The following is a 17513-nucleotide window of genomic DNA, read 5'->3' on the forward strand; positions in this document are numbered from 1 at the left end:
TTTGGCTAAAGTCAGGCAAAAGTCCCAGCGGGACGTCCTGTTGATAGCCTGATGGTTAGTTAGTACCCTTAGCTCTTGCGGAGCGTCCTGTAAAAACATTTTTAACAAGACGCTCCTCTGGAGCTATAACGGTTTAAAATTGAATTCTATCTACAGGACGTTCCGCTGGGATTAAGAAAGGATTTAATCAGGCTTACATCTTCACCAGAAGATTTTTCTGAAGCAGTCTTAGAAGTATAAACAATCAAGATTTATCTTAAACGGGCTTTTTCCAATGGTCTGTAAAATGAAATCTAAATACGATATAACGCTTACAAAAACATGGCGCTAAACTATAACCGGATAGTAGTAAAGATTGGCTCAAACGTACTGACGCAGGATAATGGGATGCCGGACCTGGCGCGGATGCAGCACCTGGTAGAGCAGGTGGCCCGGATAAAAAGCCAGGGCAAAGAAGTGATTGTCGTGTCCTCTGGCGCAGTGGCATCGGGAAGAAGCCTGATGAAAGTATCTGAAAAAGCCGATGCAGTCGCCACACGCCAGTTGCTGGCGTCTATCGGTCAGGTAAAGCTTATCAACACGTACTCTGAACTGTTCAGCCGTTTTGAACTTATCTGTGCGCAGGTATTGGTTACAAAAGAAGACTTCCGCGACCGCCTGCATTACCTGAATATGCAGAGTTGCTTTAAAATACTGCTGCAGAATAACGTTATTCCTATTGTAAATGAGAATGACGTGATATCTGTAACGGAGCTGATGTTTACTGATAACGATGAGCTGGCGGGCCTGATTGCGTCTATGCTCGATGCCGATGCCCTGATTATCCTCAGCAATGTAAACGGCATCTACAACGGCGACCCGAAAGATGAAACTTCTGAAGTAATCCAAGAAATCGCCTCCAGTGCCACGAGTTTTGCCTCTTTTGTCACCACGCAGCGGTCGCAGTTTGGCCGTGGTGGCATGATAACGAAATGCCATATGGCCCAGAAAGTAGCGCAACTGGGCATTGCTGTGCATATTGCTAACGGCAAAACGGAGAACATCCTGCCTAAAGTGCTAAACGAGGAGGTGGTGAACACCCGCTTTATACCAAAGAAAACTGCTTCTGGCAAGAAAAAATGGATTGCACACTCCGAGCAATCAGCCAAGGGCAAAGTGCTGGTAAACGAAGGAGCCCGTGCGGCCCTGACCTCCTCTAAAGCGACCAGTCTGCTGCCGGTGGGCGTGATTCAAATCATCGGTGATTTTCAGAAGGGCGATATCATCAAGCTGCTGGATGAACAGGAAAAACCCATCGGCCTGGGAATTGCGGAATACGGCTCAGACAAAGCCCAGGAGCGCATGGGGCTGGCAAACCAGAAACCCCTGGTGCATTACGATTATTTGTTTTTAACGCCTGAGCCAGCTTAAGAAGCAGCCAGCACCTATTACAAACGTAAAAGAGTATTTCAACCAGAGAGCTTCTAAAAAGGTGCGCTGGCAGACAGCCTTCAATTCTATATCCCCTACCAAACTCAACTATCAAAATGACTTATACCCCGAATCCGGAGCGATACAATACAATGGAATACCGCCGCTGTGGCAGGAGTGGTATCAGGCTGCCTGCCTTGTCGCTGGGCCTGTGGCATAACTTCGGGCATGTAGATGTGCTGGAGAATGCTCGCCAAATGCTCCGCGATGCCTTCGATGCCGGAGTCACGCACTTTGACCTCGCCAATAACTATGGTCCTCCATACGGTTCTGCAGAAGAGAACTTCGGCCGAATTCTGCAGACGGACTTCCGCAGCTACCGCGATGAGTTGATCATCTCGACCAAAGCCGGCTACGACATGTGGCCTGGCCCTTACGGCGACTGGGGGTCAAAAAAATACCTGGTGTCCAGCCTGGACCAGAGCCTGAAGCGCATGAACCTGGACTACGTGGATATATTCTACCACCACCGCCCGGACCCTGAAACGCCTTTAGAAGAAACCATGGGTGCACTGGATCTGGTTGTACGACAGGGGAAGGCTCTTTATGTTGGTATTTCCAACTACAAGCCAGCAGAAGCCGCAAGAGCCATTCAAATGCTCCGTGAGTTGGGCACGCCCTGCCTCATCCATCAGCCAAAATATTCCATGTTTGTGCGCTGGGTAGAGGAGGGATTGCTGGACCTGCTCCAGGAGGAGGGAGTAGGCTGTATACCGTTCTCGCCGCTGGCGCAGGGCCTCCTGACAAACAAATACCTGAAAGGCATTCCGGAAGGTTCCAGGGCTGCAAAAGCACACGGGCACTTGCAGGAGAGGGATATTACAGACGAGAAAGTAGAACAGATTCGGCAGCTGAACGAACTGGCGCAAGGCCGCAACCAGTCGCTGGCACAAATGGCCATTGCCTGGCTTCTAAAGGACCCTCGGGTTACCTCTGTGCTGATAGGGGCAAGCTCTCCGGCACAGTTGTCGGACTCCTTAAAGAGTATACAGAATACGAAATTTAGTACTGATGAACTGGAGCAGATAGAAACTATCTTAAAGTAAAGGTAAGCCTACCAAAGTTCCTACAACTGTCATCTTGGAAACTAGTGAGAGATCTGCTATCATCAAAGCCCAGAGCCTCTCATAAGCGTTCGAGATGACAAAGCTGAGTTGTAAAAGCTCACATCACCTCAAGTACTACCTCCCCGCCAACCGGGTAAGCCACACAGGTAAGCATCAGACCTTTGGCCAGGTCCTTCTCTGTCAGTACTTCGTTATACGACATCCACACCTGGCCCTTTGTGCAGCGGGCGGCGCAGCTGCCACACTTACCGGCTTCGCAACTGTAAGGCAACGCGATGCCTGCTTTTTTGGCGGCCTGTAGAATGGTAGTGGGGTGTTGTGCCTCCAGGCGATGTTCCCGGCCCTTGAAGTGCAGCGTAATGGGGTGCTTGGCTGTGTCTGGTGGCAGGAGTGGCACCTTTACCTTTGTGGTGCTGAAATTCTCCCTTCGGATGTTGTCATTGGGCACATCTACCTGCCGCAGCGCATAGAAGCACATGCGCATATAGGTGGTGGGGCCGCAGAGGTAAAACAGGATTTGGTCGTATGGTGCTACCGCATATTGCCGCAACAGCGTCTGTAGCAAATCTTTATAGAGCCTGGCCTTGGACAGATCCGGAGAAATACTGTAGAGAAACTCGATATGAAGCTGCTCCGGAAAAGTCTGTGCCAGTTGCTGCAGGCCATCTCTGAAAATCGCTTTTTCAGGGTTGTTGTTGCTGTAGATAAGCACCACCTTCAGCTCAGGGTATGCATAGAGCAGTGTTTTGAGCAAAGAATAGATGGGAGTAATGCCACTCCCCGCTGCGAGCAGGAAGACCTGTTTATACGCGCTGATGTTATCCGGCAGTGTGAAGAGCCCTGAGGCACCAATAGTATATAACTTATCCCCTACCTGTGCTTTGTCTATTAACTCTCTGGAGAAAAAGCCGTTTTCCACACGTTTTACCCCAATGGCCAGCGGTTCCTGCAGGGCAGGGGTGGAGGTGATAGAGTAGGAGCGGCGTACTTCCCCGCTGTGGCCCTTGTGGGCAAAGGTGAGGTACTGCCCGGGCTGATAGGATATATCTTTTGCATCGTCGGCACCAAAAACAAACGTTTTTACGCCGGGTGCCTCTTCATGAATATCAGTGATGGTAATGGCTTTGTAATCCGGATTATTTGCTAAGTCGTTTTCTTCCATACTGTAGGTTCTTACGGAAGAGCAAGAGAAAAAGGTCCTGCTGCAAAAAAGCCTTTACATTTCGTACAATTCCAGCGGCAAGTCGTCCGGGTCGGCGAAAAAAGTAAAGCGCTTGCCGGTGTGCTCATCCACACGAATGGGCTCGGGAGTAATGCGATTCTGTTGCAGTTCTTTTACAGCGGCCTCAATGTCGGCTACCTCAAAAGCCAGGTGGCGCAAACCGGTTGCCTCTGGCCGGGAGGGCCGCTGCGGCGGAGAAGGGAAAGAGAACAGTTCCAGCACGTACTCCCCATTCAAAGCCAGGTCCAGTTTATAAGACGTCCGCTCTGCCCGGTACACTTCCTGTATCACCTCCAAACCCAGTATGGCTGTATAAAAGTGTTTGGAGGTCTCATAGTCAGAGCAGATGATGGCGATGTGGTGCATTTTTTGTAGTTGAAGCATATGCGGCAAAGGCTGATTCAGAAAATGAAAAAGCTAGTTTACTGTAAGCTGTATTGTAAACCAAACATGGGCGGTTAATTCTGCCGCTACAAATGTTTTGATACTCCTGCTACAGCGCAATGCGCACTAAAAGCTTTATCTTTATTCCCGTTACCCGGAAAGCAGGTAATGGAAACAACAGCGCTTGAACAATTGAAAGGAGGGACGGTTAACCCCATAGCTGAAAGCTGATACAGCATTTTTTCTGTGTACCGTTACCATAACAGCATGATAGCACCAAAAAATAATTACCACACCCGTGATAAATAAACCTGGTTTGCGCAGCAACGAAGGACGCCGCATCGTCATCATTGGGAATGGCATTGCAGGCGTTACCTGCGCACGTCATATCCGCAAAAGAGACAGTGCTGCCCAAATCACCCTCATCTCCGGCGAAACAGAACATTTCTTCTCACGCACAGCCCTGATGTACCTCTACATGGGGCACATGAAGTACAGTAACATCAAACCCTATGAAGACTACTTCTGGGGCAAGAACCGATTGCAGCTGGTACATGACTGGGTAACCAAGATTGATTTTGAGGCAAAGTCGCTGCAGCTACAGCAGCATGCCCCTATTTCTTATGATATCCTCATTCTGGCCACAGGCTCTGTTCCGAATAAGTTTGGTTGGCCAGGTCAGGACCTGCAGGGCGTGCAGGGCCTGTACAGTTACCAGGACCTGGAGGCGATGGAGGCAGGCACTGTTGCATGCCAGCGGGCAGTGGTGGTAGGCGGCGGGCTTATCGGGATTGAGATGGCAGAGATGCTGCGTAGCCGCGATATACCGGTCATTTTCCTGGTGAGGGAAGAAAACTTCTGGGGGAATGTGCTCCCGAAGGAGGAGGCGCAACTGGTGAGCCGGCATGTGCTGGAGCATCACATCGACCTGAGACTGATACATGAACTGAAGGAGGTGCTGGATGATGGCACGGGCAAGGCAGGTGGCGTTATCACCTCCACCGGAGAGCGAATTGATTGTCAGTTTGTAGGGCTGGCGGTAGGGGTGAGCCCAAACATCAGTTTACTGCAGGGCACACCACTGGAAACAAACCGGGGAATTCTGGTAGACGAGTACTTTGCCACGAACATACCGGATGTATACGCCATTGGCGACTGTGCTGAGTTCCGGACACCCCTCGTGCACCGCAGGAGCGTTGAGCAAACCTGGTATACGGGCCGCATGCACGGTGAAACGCTAGCCTACAGCCTTACCGAAAAGCCGGTGACTTATCAACCCGGCGCCTGGTTTAACTCCGCTAAGTTCCTCGATATAGAGTTTCAAACCTATGGCGTGGTTCCTGCCACCTGGGGCGAAGACTTGCAGATGCTGTACTGGGAACACCCGGAGGGCAAAATATGTTTTAGAGCGATGTTCGAGGCCGAAACAAAGGTGTTGACAGGCGTGAATGCTTTTGGCCTGCGGCTGCGGCACGATTTCTTTGATAAAGCCCTACGGAACGGGAGCACAATAGAAGAGGTGCTGACGAAACTGGACAAGGCAGATTTTAACGGAGAGTTTTTCAACAGGCAGTACCAGCAGGACATTATCAGGACCTATAATGAGCAGTTTGAGGCCTCGCTGCCGGTTAAAAAGAAAAAAAGCCTCTTTTCATTTTTAAGGAGTTAATCCGCACCATGAATTATGTAAGATACATTGGACTGGGTGTTTTTTTCGCGGCGCTGGTCTTTTTTACTTCCCTTTTGTTTCTGGGCCAGTTCCGGCTGACAGATGCTGTTTTACAGGAAGCCGTCAGCGAGGAGCATTACCCTATTCTGAAGGAGGAGCTGGCGCCTATGATGGGCGAAACCTATAATACTAACTTCTCCTTCGCCAGTGACTTTAACGACTACTTCGGAGCCTACAACGACAGGTTGAAGATGGAGGGGGCGTACGAGAAAGTTATCTGGGACGATTATGCCTTTTCAGTTACCAAAGCCGCCAGCATTGGCTTTGTAGCGGATAATAAACTGCTCCTGTTGCTGCTTACAATTGTAGCGGGCGCATTGGGAGTGTTCATGTACGTGCTGCCAACGCCACGGCACAAAACAGGAGGGCTTAAACAAGAGGGCGTGTACCATTCTTCCCTCAAATCGAGGGGATGGTTAGGTATTCTGTTGGGTACTTACCTGATTGCGTTTTACGTGTTGCTATATTGGTATGGCGAGTATATCACCAACTGGGTATTGCTCGCTGATCCTGTCAGTGTTGCGCTATCCGGTAACCCGGCCAGCAAGTGGTTTATGTACGGGCTTATTTATACACTGGCCATTCTGGTGATGGGCGTTCGCATGTTCCGCAAGTACCGGGGCAATAAGTACCAGACGCTCCGTACCGCTTCCGTTATGTTCTTTCAGTTGGCCTTCGCCTTTCTGATTCCGGAAATACTGGTGCTGTTCAACAAGCCCTGGAATGACTTTAAGCATATCTGGCCGCTCGATTATACCTTCTTTTTCGAATACCGGGTAGAGAACATGGTGAGCAGCGGCGCCATCGGCATGTTTATGCTGATATGGGGCATTCTGATGGTTGTGGTAGGAGTGCCGCTGATGAGCTACTTCTATGGCAAGCGCTGGTACTGCAGCTGGGTGTGCGGCTGCGGGGGACTGGCTGAAACGGCTGGCGATCCCTTCCGCCACCTGTCCACCAAATCGCTGAAGGCCTGGAAAATTGAGCGGTGGATGGTGCACAGCGTGCTGGTGTTTGCCGTGGTGATGACCGCCATGACGATTGCCAATTACTTTGCTGAATTCTCTCTGCTTGGCGATGCGACTGGGGTGGTGCACCAGTGGTACGGCTTCCTGATCAGTGCCGCCTTTGCCGGCGTGATTGGCGTGGGCTTTTACCCGTTTATGGGTAACCGCGTGTGGTGCCGCTACGGGTGCCCGCTGGCGGCCTACATCGGTATTGTGCAGCGCTTCAAATCACGCTTTCGGATTACCACGAACGGAGGGCAATGCATTTCCTGCGGCAACTGCTCTACTTATTGCGAAATGGGAATAGATGTGCGCTGGTATGCACAGCGCGGCCAGAATGTAGTGCGCGCCTCCTGTGTGGGCTGTGGTATCTGTGCATCTGTCTGCCCGCGAGGCGTACTCAAGCTGGAGAACGGGCCTGAGCAGGGGCGTATTACGGATATTCCTATCCTCACTGGTAACGATTCCGTGAATGTGTGGCAGTCGGTGCCAAAGGTGAAGACAAATGCATAAGGAAGAAAAGCTATGAGCCAAAAACTGCAGTTTGTCTACAATGCCAAAACGGGTCTTTTCAATAAGCTGACCGATTTTGCGCATAAAGCCATTTCGCCGGCTACATACAACTGCAACCTGTGCGCACTGACTTATGGCACTTTCACGATGAAGCAGGAGTGGGCGGATTATGTTCAACAGCTGCCCCTGGAAGTGGAGTTTATTTACCGCAATGAATGGAAGCACAGGGCTTCTCATAAAGCTTATCCGCTCGTGGCGTTGCAAACAGGGGAGAAGGAGCCGGAAGTGCTGCTGGATGCCAGGCAGCTAAATCAGCTGAAAAACCTACAGGAGCTAAAGCAGGCGATACAGGCTGCTTTGCGGGATGCGAGAAGCTAACCAATGGCTATCTATCAACAGGTCGTCCCGCTGGAACCCCATAAGGAGCAAACTTATCTTGCGAAACATCAACCATCAATATCTAGATCAACATGACGCTACTGACATACCTCCTGCTGATTTTCTCCGTTGCTGCCTGCAGCCCGCTAGGGGCTTCTGACGCAGACAAAAGCGACAGGAAAGTAGACTTTAAGGCCTTTGAAGAATACTGGTGCCAGGGCAAAGCTGAGCTGAGTTCTTATGACCTGGAGCAGTACCGCTACGGCGAAAAGCGCCAGGGGGAAGCCGTGCTTATTTTTGTGACAGAAGATTTTTCCCGCGCCAAACAGGTAAAGCTGGATAACCCACAGGAGAATGAAAAGGATGCGCAGAAAGTGCTGAAGCTGAACATGACCAAGAACTTCGTCACCGGCATTTACCCGTACTCGATGATGCTTTCCTCCTTCACCCCGGTGTACGACAAGGTGCCGGCGGTAAAAATTGCAGCCAGTGTGCAGGAGTGGTGCGGGCAGACCTATACGCAGATGAACCGGCAGGCTGATGGCTATAAGGTGGAGCTTCGCTCTTACTTTGAAAAAGAGGGAGACCAGCAGCTCCAAATCAATGCCCGCTCCGAAGATGAAATCTGGAACCTCATCCGCCTGAACCCTAAAGAAGTGCCGACGGGAAAAATGAAGCTGATACCAGGCCTGCTCGACCAGCGCCTGACCCATTTCCCGCTGGAGGCACAGGAGGCCACTGTTTCCGTTGAGCCAGTTCATACTGCGATAGCGGGCTTTGAAGCAGGTAAGCTGAACATGTGCACCGTTGCCTATACCGGTTATCCCCGCGTGCTCCGCATATACTTTCACAAGGCTTTTCCTTATGACATTGCAGGCTGGGAAGAAGTACGTAAGCTGGAGAATGGGCAGGAAGAAGTAAGCAGAGCCACCCGTAAAGCCGTAATGCTGCAGGACTACTGGACCAAAAATAAAAGCGAGTTCCAGCCACTGCGCAGAGATCTAAAGCTTACGCAGCCATAGTCTAACTTTTGAAGAAGGCACAAAAGGCGGAAATTTGTACAAGATAAACGAGCCCTATTAGTTCCAGCGGGACGACCTGTAGCTAACCTGACAGTCTCTAAGCACGTTTAGCTCCGGCGGAGCGACCTGTTCATATAATTTAATCAGGTCGCTCCGCCGGAGCTAAAGAAGCATCAGGATAAACTGATTATATTGACAGGTCGTCCCGCTGGGACTGGTGTTGTACCCGCTTGCATTTAGGAAGGGAAAGAAGACAGATACATCGACCATTTTCCACACCTGCCACTTATCCCCTGGAGAAAAGTATCCTCCTGATGCTGAGTGCGTACAATTCAATTTCACCAACCTTGTTGCGTATGAGTAATAATTTAACTGTCGAACAGGTAATTGAGCAGCACCGTTCCTCCGGAAAGTTCTTCCGTGTCGGCGACGTGCAGAGTTTTGCACTTGATTACGGAAGCGGGGAAGCTGTCCTTTGTATTCATGGCGTACCTACTTCGTCGTTTCTGTACCGGAAGGTGCTTCGGTCTTTAGCCGATAAAGGCTTTCGCGGTGTTTCTGTTGATTTGCCGGGTTTAGGCCTGGCAGAACGCCCGGAAGATTTTGAATACTCTTTTCCCAGTTTCGCCATTTTCTGTGCAAGGGCAGCCGAAGAACTCGGGCTGGAGAAGTATCACCTCGTTGTGCACGACATCGGCGGGCCCATCGGTTTTGCCCTGGCGGCTGAAAACAAGGAGAAGATACTGTCGCTGACGATACTGAATACGTGGGTGGATGTGGTAAACTTTCAGAAGCCACTGCCCATGCGCCCCTTCGAAAAGCCTTTGCTGGGCGAGGCAGAGCTGGCAGGCCTGCAGCACACTACCTGGAACCTGATGTTTTCTAGCGGAGGTGTTTCCAACTCAGAGATTATTCCAAAAGAAGAAATATACGCATACGTAGACCTGCTTAAACGCGAGGATGGTGGAGATGCCTTTCTGAAGATAATGCGCAATTTTGCTAGCACAGAGGAGTACAGGAAACTGTGCTATGAGGCAGTTCAGAATGTGCCTTACCCGGTACAGGCCATCTGGGGAGCTGAAGACCCAGGATTACGCTACGAGCGCTATGGCACGGAAGTAAAGGAAGCAGCAGGTTTAGAAGAAGTAACGAAACTCCCGGCCAAGCACCTGCTGCAGGAGGAGCAGTGGGAAGCCATTGCAGAAAAGATTGCTCAAATTGCTGAACGCTCCAGGCAAATGCTGCCTAGGTGAAGGCATGCTTCCTTTTTTTGTGCTGTCATTTCGACCAAAGGGAGAAATCTGAAGTACTAAGTTATATCAGATTTCTCCCTTTGGTCGAAATGACAGCCTTTTTTTATCAAACATTGACTGCTCCACCTCAAAACCGCTCATTATACAGAATTGCCATAGAGCACATTTCGAGCACACACTCCTGTAAGAGGAGCTGGTCGGTAGATTTATCTGCCACTAGCTGGAAGGTAATATGCGCCACCTGCGGGAGACCCAGCGCCAAACCCAGTTGCTCTGCCACCGCAATCGCGCCCATGGAGTTATAGTTGGAGAGGTATACCTGGTGGAGGTCCTGCCAGGGACCACTTGCCCCGCCTGTTAACGCTATCATATCGCCCAGGGCCTCACGCGCTTTACCGGCCATCGTTCCCAGCAAGGTGCGTGTGTCGGACGGTGTTCGGTCTATGGCCGAAAACAGCTCACCCCGTATCACCTCTTCGTGGGTTGCGGCACGCATCGCAATTTCAGCAAGATATTGTTTGATGTGTGGCTCGTCTATTTTCTCAACTGTATCTTCAACTAACTTCCGGTAAGATGCCTGCGTCAGCAGCACGTTGTTAAACCAGGTGGCGGCCCTGTCCAACTGTTTGCTCCGGGTTTCGTTATTCAGCTCGATGAGGATGGGGGACATGTGTGTTGTATTATCCATTGTTCGTTTCCTTTTTAGTTACTTTCCAAAGTACACCTGTGTGGGCGTAGGCCAGCATGTTGCCAGAGGTTACCTGTACGGCACCGAAATCCAGCACGTAAAGGCTTTTGCCATCCGGGCTGAACTTGCTTGAGACAGGGCGCTCGATGCCACCGCCACCTACTTTGGAGGCCGGTCCCATTTCTTTATTGTGCATAAAGGGTTCTGCCGTTCCATTTTTCACATCTACCCGAATCACTCTGAACCCGTGGCTAAGGTCTTCCGGGTGTGGAGAGTTCAAGGGGGCCATGCTTCCCCATTCGGCTACAAAAAGTTCGCCCCGGAAACCGAAGGCATCGGACTTGGAGAAGTCCATGCGGCACATGCAGGAGTGCGGCTGTTCCAGAAAAGCGGCCGGGCCTGCCAGCGGAGGATGGTTTTCCATCAGCAGCTCTGCCGGTGTGCCTCTTCCCGGCAGGTGCGAGGGGTGGTTTACAGGTAACCCGTCATGGCAGAAGTCAGGGAAGCCGTACCAGTCTGGTGTTGTGATAGAGCCATAGGGCTGCTTTGCATTTTTGATGTGCCAGATGCAGTCCGGGTCCATGGCGATGGCACGTTCTCCTTTCTCCTCGTAATCGTTGTCTGTTACGTAAAGCTCATCCTCCTCATTCAGGGCCATGCCAAAGGGGTTTCGGATGCCCCAGGCCAGCAGCTCTATCCCGGTGCCATCGGGGCGGGAGCGCCAGACGGCAGAGTTACAGTTAATATCTCCTTTTATTACTTCTCCTTTTTTTGCGGCGGTGCCAAATGGTTTGAAGGGTCCGGTTTCAACCATGTAAGGGTAAGGCATGCGCGGGTCGCGGCTCCTCACGTTGTTTCCGCTCAAGGTTACATCCTGCCCCGGCACGTCATGCGCCAGCGGGTGCTTGGCCATGTCCACGGTAAAACCTGCCGGCAGCACCACGCCCTGCTGCGATACAGAGCCGTTTCCGAAATACATCAGGCCGTCATTCCCGAAAATGGGTCCTCCCGGTTCGTGCCAGCCACCGCTGGGGAGGGAGTCAATCAGCACTTTCAGCTCACCCGTCTGCAGGTTATACTTCACAATTTGCATGTGGTAGCCGCCTTTCAGGGCCATGTAAAGTTCCCCGTCCCGCCAGGCAATGCCCCTTGGCCCGGCCTGCACGTTCATGTTGATCGTCTCTGTTTCACCGTTTGCGTGCAGGGCAATCACCCGGGCAGGCATGTAGGGACGGGTAGGCCAGGAACTGCCTCCTTCGCTTACAAACACAGTTCCTTTATCGTCAAAAGCAATATCGGTAGGGAAGGAGAGCCCTGCCATTACAGGCTCCACGGTGTATCCCTCCGGCACTACCACATCGCGGGCATCCACGACAGGTCTTGCGGGCGTGGGTAAGTTGTGGAGGTCCTGGGGCCTGGCAGTACCTGCCTTGAATTTGGATTTCGAGATTTTGAACCCGGTGTTCTTGCGCCTTTCTGCGTTACTTGTTTCCATAGGTTGAATTTAAAGGTATAGGCTGTTTCGCTCTGCTAAAGCAGCAGAACATGTTCTAGCAATGGGAGATGCAGGCAAGGGTGTAGCGCCATCAATTCAATGGCCGCTTATAACCTCCATCTCAGCTGCTTTTTACGCCGTGGCAGGCAGGGAAAGCAGTTATAGGATTAGTGGTTGCGTCAGGATAATGTGGGTAATTTATACAGCAGCAGCTAGGCAAAGGTTATCCTGAAATGTCCTTCGGCAGCAGGAAGGCAACACCCTGAAAGAAAGAGAAAGGCGAAAACAGCTTATCCCGCTGCCCGAGCGCTGAACAGCAGTTCGTTCCGGTTTTTACCTACTACCGTAACTGCACCCATTTTGCGTAGGCAGTAGGTTATCTGGCGGCAGCGGTGGAGCGGCAGCCGTGAACAGGCAGCCAAATCTTTGTTGGAGAAGGGCTGAGGAACAGTAGCCGGAAGAAATGCCAGCATGTCCGCTGCATTCCTGAATTTGTATGATTGCACCACTTCCAGCAGGCGCCTGTCTACCACGCTCACCCGCTTGCGATGCTTGCTGCCTTTTCCGTCGCGGCACCTTACTTCCTCCTCGTTAACAAAAAGCACCTCCAGCGAGAAGTTTTCATGAGCCATTAGCTCCGGTATCCGCACCAATTCCTCAAACAAATCCGTCAGCAATCCTCTATAAGGCGATTTACGGCGGGAAGTAACTTTTTCCCCTGTTGGATCTACCTGCACCACCCACTTCTCTGATGTTACCGGGTGTAGCAGGTGCACTTTGTGCTGTGTTAAAAGTGATTTTAGCTTACTACGAATGGCTGAAAAGTTGCGGGTTTGGATCTCTATGAGCTGCTCTCCCCGTACGAGGTCTATCACGTAACCATCTAAGGGCACCTCAAATCTGTCTTCAGGCAGCGAAACCCACTGTTTCAGGGCCGCATGTAGCGAACGCTCATTCCGAAGGCCTATTCCGTTACTTGATATGCTGTCTGTCTCTTCTGGTGCTGCAGGCATGGATATGCTTTTTGTTAATGAGGCTGGCAAAGATAAGAAAGCCTCCGGAAAACCATTTTATTTAACAGGCTATAGGCAGCAACCGGGCAAATCATAGCATGTAAGGAGGGAGTAAATAAATGGATATAGGATTATATGAATTTATTGTTTAAACATTTTTGAGTATTCATACTTAGACATAATACGTAATAATATCGTATTTCAAAAGCTTAAAAACCCGTATGAACAGTGACATTTACTCGCTCCAGCTGAGGCTGCCCCAGCTGCCCCAGCTTTACTACAATTAAATATGTTTGAAACAAGCGCTATATCCCCGGTTCCGGCAAGCTCCGGCGAAAATTTGTCTGCCACTGAAACCAAAGCCCAGACTAAAAAAGGCAAAACAAACAGTAATACAACAGAAACAGACCGCTTTTTAGAAACACTTCCTGATGTTGTCTGTCTGTCTCACCTCCGTTGGGATTTTGTATACCAGCGTCCGCAGCACCTTCTGTCGAGGTTCGCAAAGCACGGGAGGCGGGTGTTCTTTGTAGAAGAGCCAAACTTTCATGACGCCCCTGTTCCTGCTCTGGATGTGTCTCCGCGCGAAGACAACCTGTATGTAGTGGTGCCTTATCTGCCTCATGGTTTAACAGCAGAACAAATGGAGGAGGCGCAACGCACGCTCCTGAACAGCCTGCTGCAAGAGCAAATGCTGGAGCGTTATGCGCTTTGGTATTATACCCCGATGGCCTTAAGCTTTTCTGACCACCTGAGCCCGGCTTTAACCATATATGACTGTATGGATGAGTTGTCGGCGTTTAAGTTTTCGCCGCCACGCATAAAGGAACTGGAGCAGGAGCTGTTCAAAAGGGCTGATTTGGTATTTACAGGCGGCCAAAGCCTCTATGAATCTAAAAAGAAGCAGCACATGCAGACGCACCTGTTCCCGAGCAGTATTGACAGGGTGCATTTTGCCAGGGCAAAACAGCAGACAGACCAGCCTGCCGACCAGGCCGCTATACCGGAACCCCGTATCGGTTTCTTTGGCGTGATTGACGAGCGGATGGACTTAGACTTACTGGCAGCAGTGGCCGATGCACGGCCAGACTGGCAGCTCGTGATGGTGGGGCCGGTGGTAAAAATCGATCCGGCTGATTTGCCACAGCGGCAGAATATACATTATCTCGGGGGCAAGGCTTACCAGGACCTGCCGGCCTACATCAGTGGGTGGCAGGTGGCGCTCATGCCATTTGCCATGAACGAATCAACAGAGTTTATCAGCCCCACCAAAACACCAGAATACCTGGCTGCAGGCAAACCTGTGGTGTCCACGCCTGTCCGGGATGTAGTGCACCCTTATGGCGAGGCAAAGCTGGTGCACATTGCCCAAACCCCTGAGGCATTTGCCACGGCAGTGGAGGCCGCCATGAACCAGGCCGAAGATCAGGAATGGCAAAGCAAAGTAGATGCTTTCCTGGCAGACAGGTCCTGGGACAATACATGGCGCAGCATGGTGGCCCTCATGGGGCAGGCCCTGCAGGAAAAGGCGAAGTAGGCGCAGGTTATGAATACATAAAAAAACAGAAAGGGATACTTATGTTCGATTATCTTATAGTTGGGGCTGGCTTTGCCGGCAGTGTGGTGGCTGAAAGGCTTGCATCCCAGTTAAACAAGAAAGTACTTATCATAGACAAGCGGCCGCACATAGCCGGCAACGCCTACGACCACTATAACGAGGAGGGAATACTGGTACACAAATACGGGCCACACATCTTCCATACCAACTCAAAAGACGTTTTCGACTACCTCTCCAGCTTTACAGAATGGCGGCCATATGAGCACCGGGTACTGGCCAGCGTGGACGGACAGTTAGTGCCCATGCCCATCAACCTGGATACCATCAACAAGCTCTACGGCCTGCACCTGACAGCCTTCGATGTAGATGACTTCTTCAAGTCTGTGGCAGAGCAGGTGCCGGAAATCCGCACCTCCGAGGATGTGGTGGTGAGCAAGGTAGGACGGGAGCTGTACGAGAAGTTCTTCCGTAACTATACCCGCAAGCAGTGGGGCATGGATCCCTCTGAACTGGACAAGTCCGTGACCTCGCGGGTGCCGGTCCGCAACAACCGCGACGACCGCTATTTCACCGATACCTTCCAGGCTATGCCCAGGCATGGGTACACCGCCATGTTTGAGAAGATGCTGGCACACCCCAACATCAAAATCATGCTTAACACCGACTACCACGAGATACTGGACGTGATTCCGTTTAAGCAGATGATTTACACGGGTCCTGTGGACGAGTATTTCGATTTTAAGTATGGGAAACTGCCTTACCGCTCGCTCGAGTTCAGGCACCAGACCCTGGAGCAGGAGGTGCACCTGCCTACTGCTGTGGTGAACTACCCTAACGAGCACGCTTACACCCGCGTAACAGAGTTCAAATACCTGACGGGGCAGCTGCATCCTAAAACCAGTATTGTGTACGAGTACCCTAAAGCAGAAGGAGACCCGTATTACCCGGTGCCGAAGGCAGAGAATGCGGCTATCTACAGCCAGTACAAAAAGTTGGCAGACCAGACGGAAGATGTTCATTTTGCCGGAAGGCTGGCCACCTACAAATACTATAATATGGACCAGGTAGTGGCCCAGTCGCTGACGCTTTTCAAAAAGCTGAAAGCAGCACAGGAAAAGAAGCCCCTTGTATTGGATGGCGTAGCGGTCCGAAACGGAAACGGCAAGGGAACTTTAGTAGAGGCTACCTTAAAGAGAGGCATAAATGGAGCGGACAAAGCAGCTGATTCCAAGTTCAACAACAATTGATTTAGAAAAAAGAAAGCATAAAAGCGTGGCCCCTGAGCAGGCGCTTCAACAAGAGAAAAAAGGCCTGCCCTGGATACAGGTAGCTCCTGATGCACCCTATTTTGTAACGGAAGAAGGAGAGAACTGGACCCCTATTGGACAGAACGATGCCATTACGTGGCCTGACTTTGCCAATGCTTTCAGGCGCAAAGACCTGAAGCAGGTAGAGGGGCACCTGGCGTGGCTGGCGCAGCACGGGGTTACCTGCCTGCGCTTTATGCTGGAGTATGCCCAAACAGAGAACCGCTACTTCGAGCGTCCTGCCGGTACGTTTTCGCCCAATATGGTACGGCTCTGGGATGACCTGTTCCACCTTTGCGAGAAGCACGGACTCCGCATACTGCTCACTCCCGTGGATACTTTCTGGATGTGGATCAGGTGGAAGCACCACCCCTACAACAAGCAGAATGGCGGCCCCTGCGCTGACAGATCGCAGTGGTTGCTGTGCGCAGATACCCGGAAGTTTATCAAAGACAGGTTCACCTTCGTGACGGAAAGGTGGGGCGGAAGCGGTGCGCTCTTTGCCTGGGACCTGTGGAACGAGATCCACCCGGCCCATGCCAACAACCAGACGAGTGCCTTCTACGGCTTCATTAAAGAGGTAAGCGAGCACCTGCGGGAAACTGAAATGAGGCTGTATGGCCGTACGCATCCCCAGACCGTGTCGCTCTATGGACCCGTGCTGGACGAGAACCCTGAGGTGGCAGATGTTATTTTCCGGCACCCCAACCTGGACTTTGCCAGCACCCATTTTTATGATGCAGCCACCATCAACAATCCCAAGGAAACCTTGTGGTCTGCCATTGTAACGGGGCGGCTGGTGCGTGAGGCGCTGGAGCACATGAACAGGGCTAAACCCTTTTTTGACAGCGAGCACGGCCCTATCCACGCCTTCAAAGACAGGAAGAAAACATTCCCGGAGCCATTTGATGATGAATACTTCCGCCACATGCAGTGGGCACACTTTGCATCAGGCGGTGCGGGTGGGGGCATGCGCTGGCCCAACCGCCACCCCCACACCCTCACCCATGGCATGCGCCGTGCTCAGAAAAGCCTGGCTGCCTTCACCAGCCTGATTGACTGGAAACGCTTCCGGCGGAAAAACTTGAATCATGAGGTGCAGAAAAGTACAGATAAAGTAACGGTATTTGCCTGTGCTGATCAGGAGCAGGCTGTGGTGTGGGTGCTGCGCACAGACACAGTTCAGAAGCGTGGTGGCATGCTAAACCAGGCAGCATCCCCTATTGAAGTAGGCCTGAAGGTGCCCGGCATGTCGGAGGGGAAATACCTTTTTACGATGTGGAATACAGCTGAAGGCAAGCCCATGTTCCAGGAAGAAGCACAGAACACCGTTTTAGGTAGCCTGAGTGTGGTAATTCCTGCTGTTGTGTCAGATGTTGCACTAGCTATCCGGAAGATTGAGTAGGT

Annotated in this window: 15 protein-coding genes; 10 read left to right on the forward strand and 5 right to left on the reverse strand. The window is 51.5% G+C overall.

Features of this window, described 5'->3' with window-relative positions:
• Window positions 1–321 precede the first annotated feature (321 nt).
• Together proB and mgrA are read left to right on the forward strand one after the other, a co-directional pair.
• Window positions 322–1410, forward strand: a complete 1089-nt coding sequence (proB, locus tag ACYVB1_RS19035) for a glutamate 5-kinase (RefSeq protein ID WP_460925398.1) — start codon at window positions 322–324, stop codon at window positions 1408–1410.
• Between the two features lie 116 nt (window positions 1411–1526).
• Entirely contained in the window at window positions 1527–2516 is a 990-nt protein-coding gene (gene mgrA, locus ACYVB1_RS19040; protein ID WP_460925399.1) for an L-glyceraldehyde 3-phosphate reductase, read from the forward strand.
• Between the two features lie 118 nt (window positions 2517–2634).
• Here mgrA and ACYVB1_RS19045 read toward each other — a convergent pair whose 3' ends face one another.
• Together ACYVB1_RS19045 and gloA2 are read right to left on the reverse strand one after the other, a co-directional pair.
• Window positions 2635–3699: a 2Fe-2S iron-sulfur cluster-binding protein gene (locus ACYVB1_RS19045; RefSeq protein WP_460925400.1), complete on the reverse strand. Its 1065-nt coding sequence runs from the start codon at window positions 3697–3699 to the stop codon at window positions 2635–2637.
• Between the two features lie 54 nt (window positions 3700–3753).
• The gene (gene gloA2 / locus ACYVB1_RS19050) at window positions 3754–4143 is read right to left on the reverse strand and encodes an SMU1112c/YaeR family gloxylase I-like metalloprotein (protein ID WP_460925401.1); all 390 of its coding nucleotides are present in this window, start codon (window positions 4141–4143) and stop codon (window positions 3754–3756) included.
• A gap of 298 nt (window positions 4144–4441) precedes the next feature.
• Here gloA2 and ACYVB1_RS19055 point away from each other — a divergent pair, with 298 nt between their 5' ends.
• The 5 genes from ACYVB1_RS19055 (at window position 4442) to ACYVB1_RS19075 (ending at window position 10045) form a co-directional block, all read left to right on the forward strand.
• Window positions 4442–5812 carry an NAD(P)/FAD-dependent oxidoreductase gene (locus ACYVB1_RS19055; RefSeq protein WP_460925402.1) on the forward strand — a complete coding sequence of 457 codons (1371 nt, stop codon included), beginning with the start codon at window positions 4442–4444 and terminating at the stop codon, window positions 5810–5812.
• 8 nt (window positions 5813–5820) lie between these two features.
• Complete coding sequence (locus ACYVB1_RS19060; RefSeq protein WP_460925403.1) at window positions 5821–7392, forward strand: 4Fe-4S binding protein; 1572 nt, start codon at window positions 5821–5823, stop codon at window positions 7390–7392.
• 12 nt (window positions 7393–7404) lie between these two features.
• Window positions 7405–7770: a hypothetical protein gene (locus ACYVB1_RS19065; RefSeq protein ID WP_460925404.1), complete on the forward strand. Its 366-nt coding sequence runs from the start codon at window positions 7405–7407 to the stop codon at window positions 7768–7770.
• Window positions 7771–7862: 92 nt separating this feature from the next.
• Window positions 7863–8792: a hypothetical protein gene (locus ACYVB1_RS19070; RefSeq protein ID WP_460925405.1), complete on the forward strand. Its 930-nt coding sequence runs from the start codon at window positions 7863–7865 to the stop codon at window positions 8790–8792.
• A 356-nt stretch (window positions 8793–9148) separates the two neighbouring features.
• The gene (locus ACYVB1_RS19075; protein WP_460925406.1) at window positions 9149–10045 is read left to right on the forward strand and encodes an alpha/beta fold hydrolase; all 897 of its coding nucleotides are present in this window, start codon (window positions 9149–9151) and stop codon (window positions 10043–10045) included.
• A gap of 127 nt (window positions 10046–10172) precedes the next feature.
• Here ACYVB1_RS19075 and ACYVB1_RS19080 read toward each other — a convergent pair whose 3' ends face one another.
• The 3 genes from ACYVB1_RS19080 to ACYVB1_RS19090 all read right to left on the reverse strand — a co-directional run bounded on the left by ACYVB1_RS19080 (window position 10173) and on the right by ACYVB1_RS19090 (window position 13241).
• Entirely contained in the window at window positions 10173–10733 is a 561-nt protein-coding gene (locus tag ACYVB1_RS19080; protein ID WP_460925407.1) for a hypothetical protein, read from the reverse strand.
• Window positions 10726–12228 (reverse strand): PQQ-dependent sugar dehydrogenase, encoded by a 1503-nt coding sequence (locus ACYVB1_RS19085; protein WP_460925408.1) that lies wholly within the window; start codon window positions 12226–12228, stop codon window positions 10726–10728. The genes ACYVB1_RS19080 and ACYVB1_RS19085 overlap by 8 nt, the downstream gene beginning before the upstream one ends.
• Before the next feature lie 290 nt (window positions 12229–12518).
• Window positions 12519–13241, reverse strand: coding sequence for a hypothetical protein (locus ACYVB1_RS19090; protein WP_460925409.1), 723 nt, complete (start codon window positions 13239–13241; stop codon window positions 12519–12521).
• Window positions 13242–13530: 289 nt separating this feature from the next.
• Between ACYVB1_RS19090 and ACYVB1_RS19095 the strand changes: the two genes are divergently transcribed.
• From ACYVB1_RS19095 to ACYVB1_RS19105, 3 genes are read left to right on the forward strand one after another with little or no spacing between them, the layout of a single operon-like run.
• The gene (locus tag ACYVB1_RS19095; protein ID WP_460925410.1) at window positions 13531–14778 is read left to right on the forward strand and encodes a glycosyltransferase family 1 protein; all 1248 of its coding nucleotides are present in this window, start codon (window positions 13531–13533) and stop codon (window positions 14776–14778) included.
• Window positions 14779–14819: 41 nt separating this feature from the next.
• A complete protein-coding gene (gene glf, locus ACYVB1_RS19100; protein ID WP_460925411.1) occupies window positions 14820–16046 on the forward strand; it encodes a UDP-galactopyranose mutase in 1227 nt (408 codons plus the stop codon).
• Complete coding sequence (locus ACYVB1_RS19105; RefSeq protein ID WP_460925412.1) at window positions 16003–17511, forward strand: glycoside hydrolase 5 family protein; 1509 nt, start codon at window positions 16003–16005, stop codon at window positions 17509–17511. Before glf ends, ACYVB1_RS19105 begins: the two co-directional genes overlap by 44 nt.
• Window positions 17512–17513: the final 2 nt, after the last annotated feature.

Source organism: Pontibacter brevis (assembly GCF_054779655.1).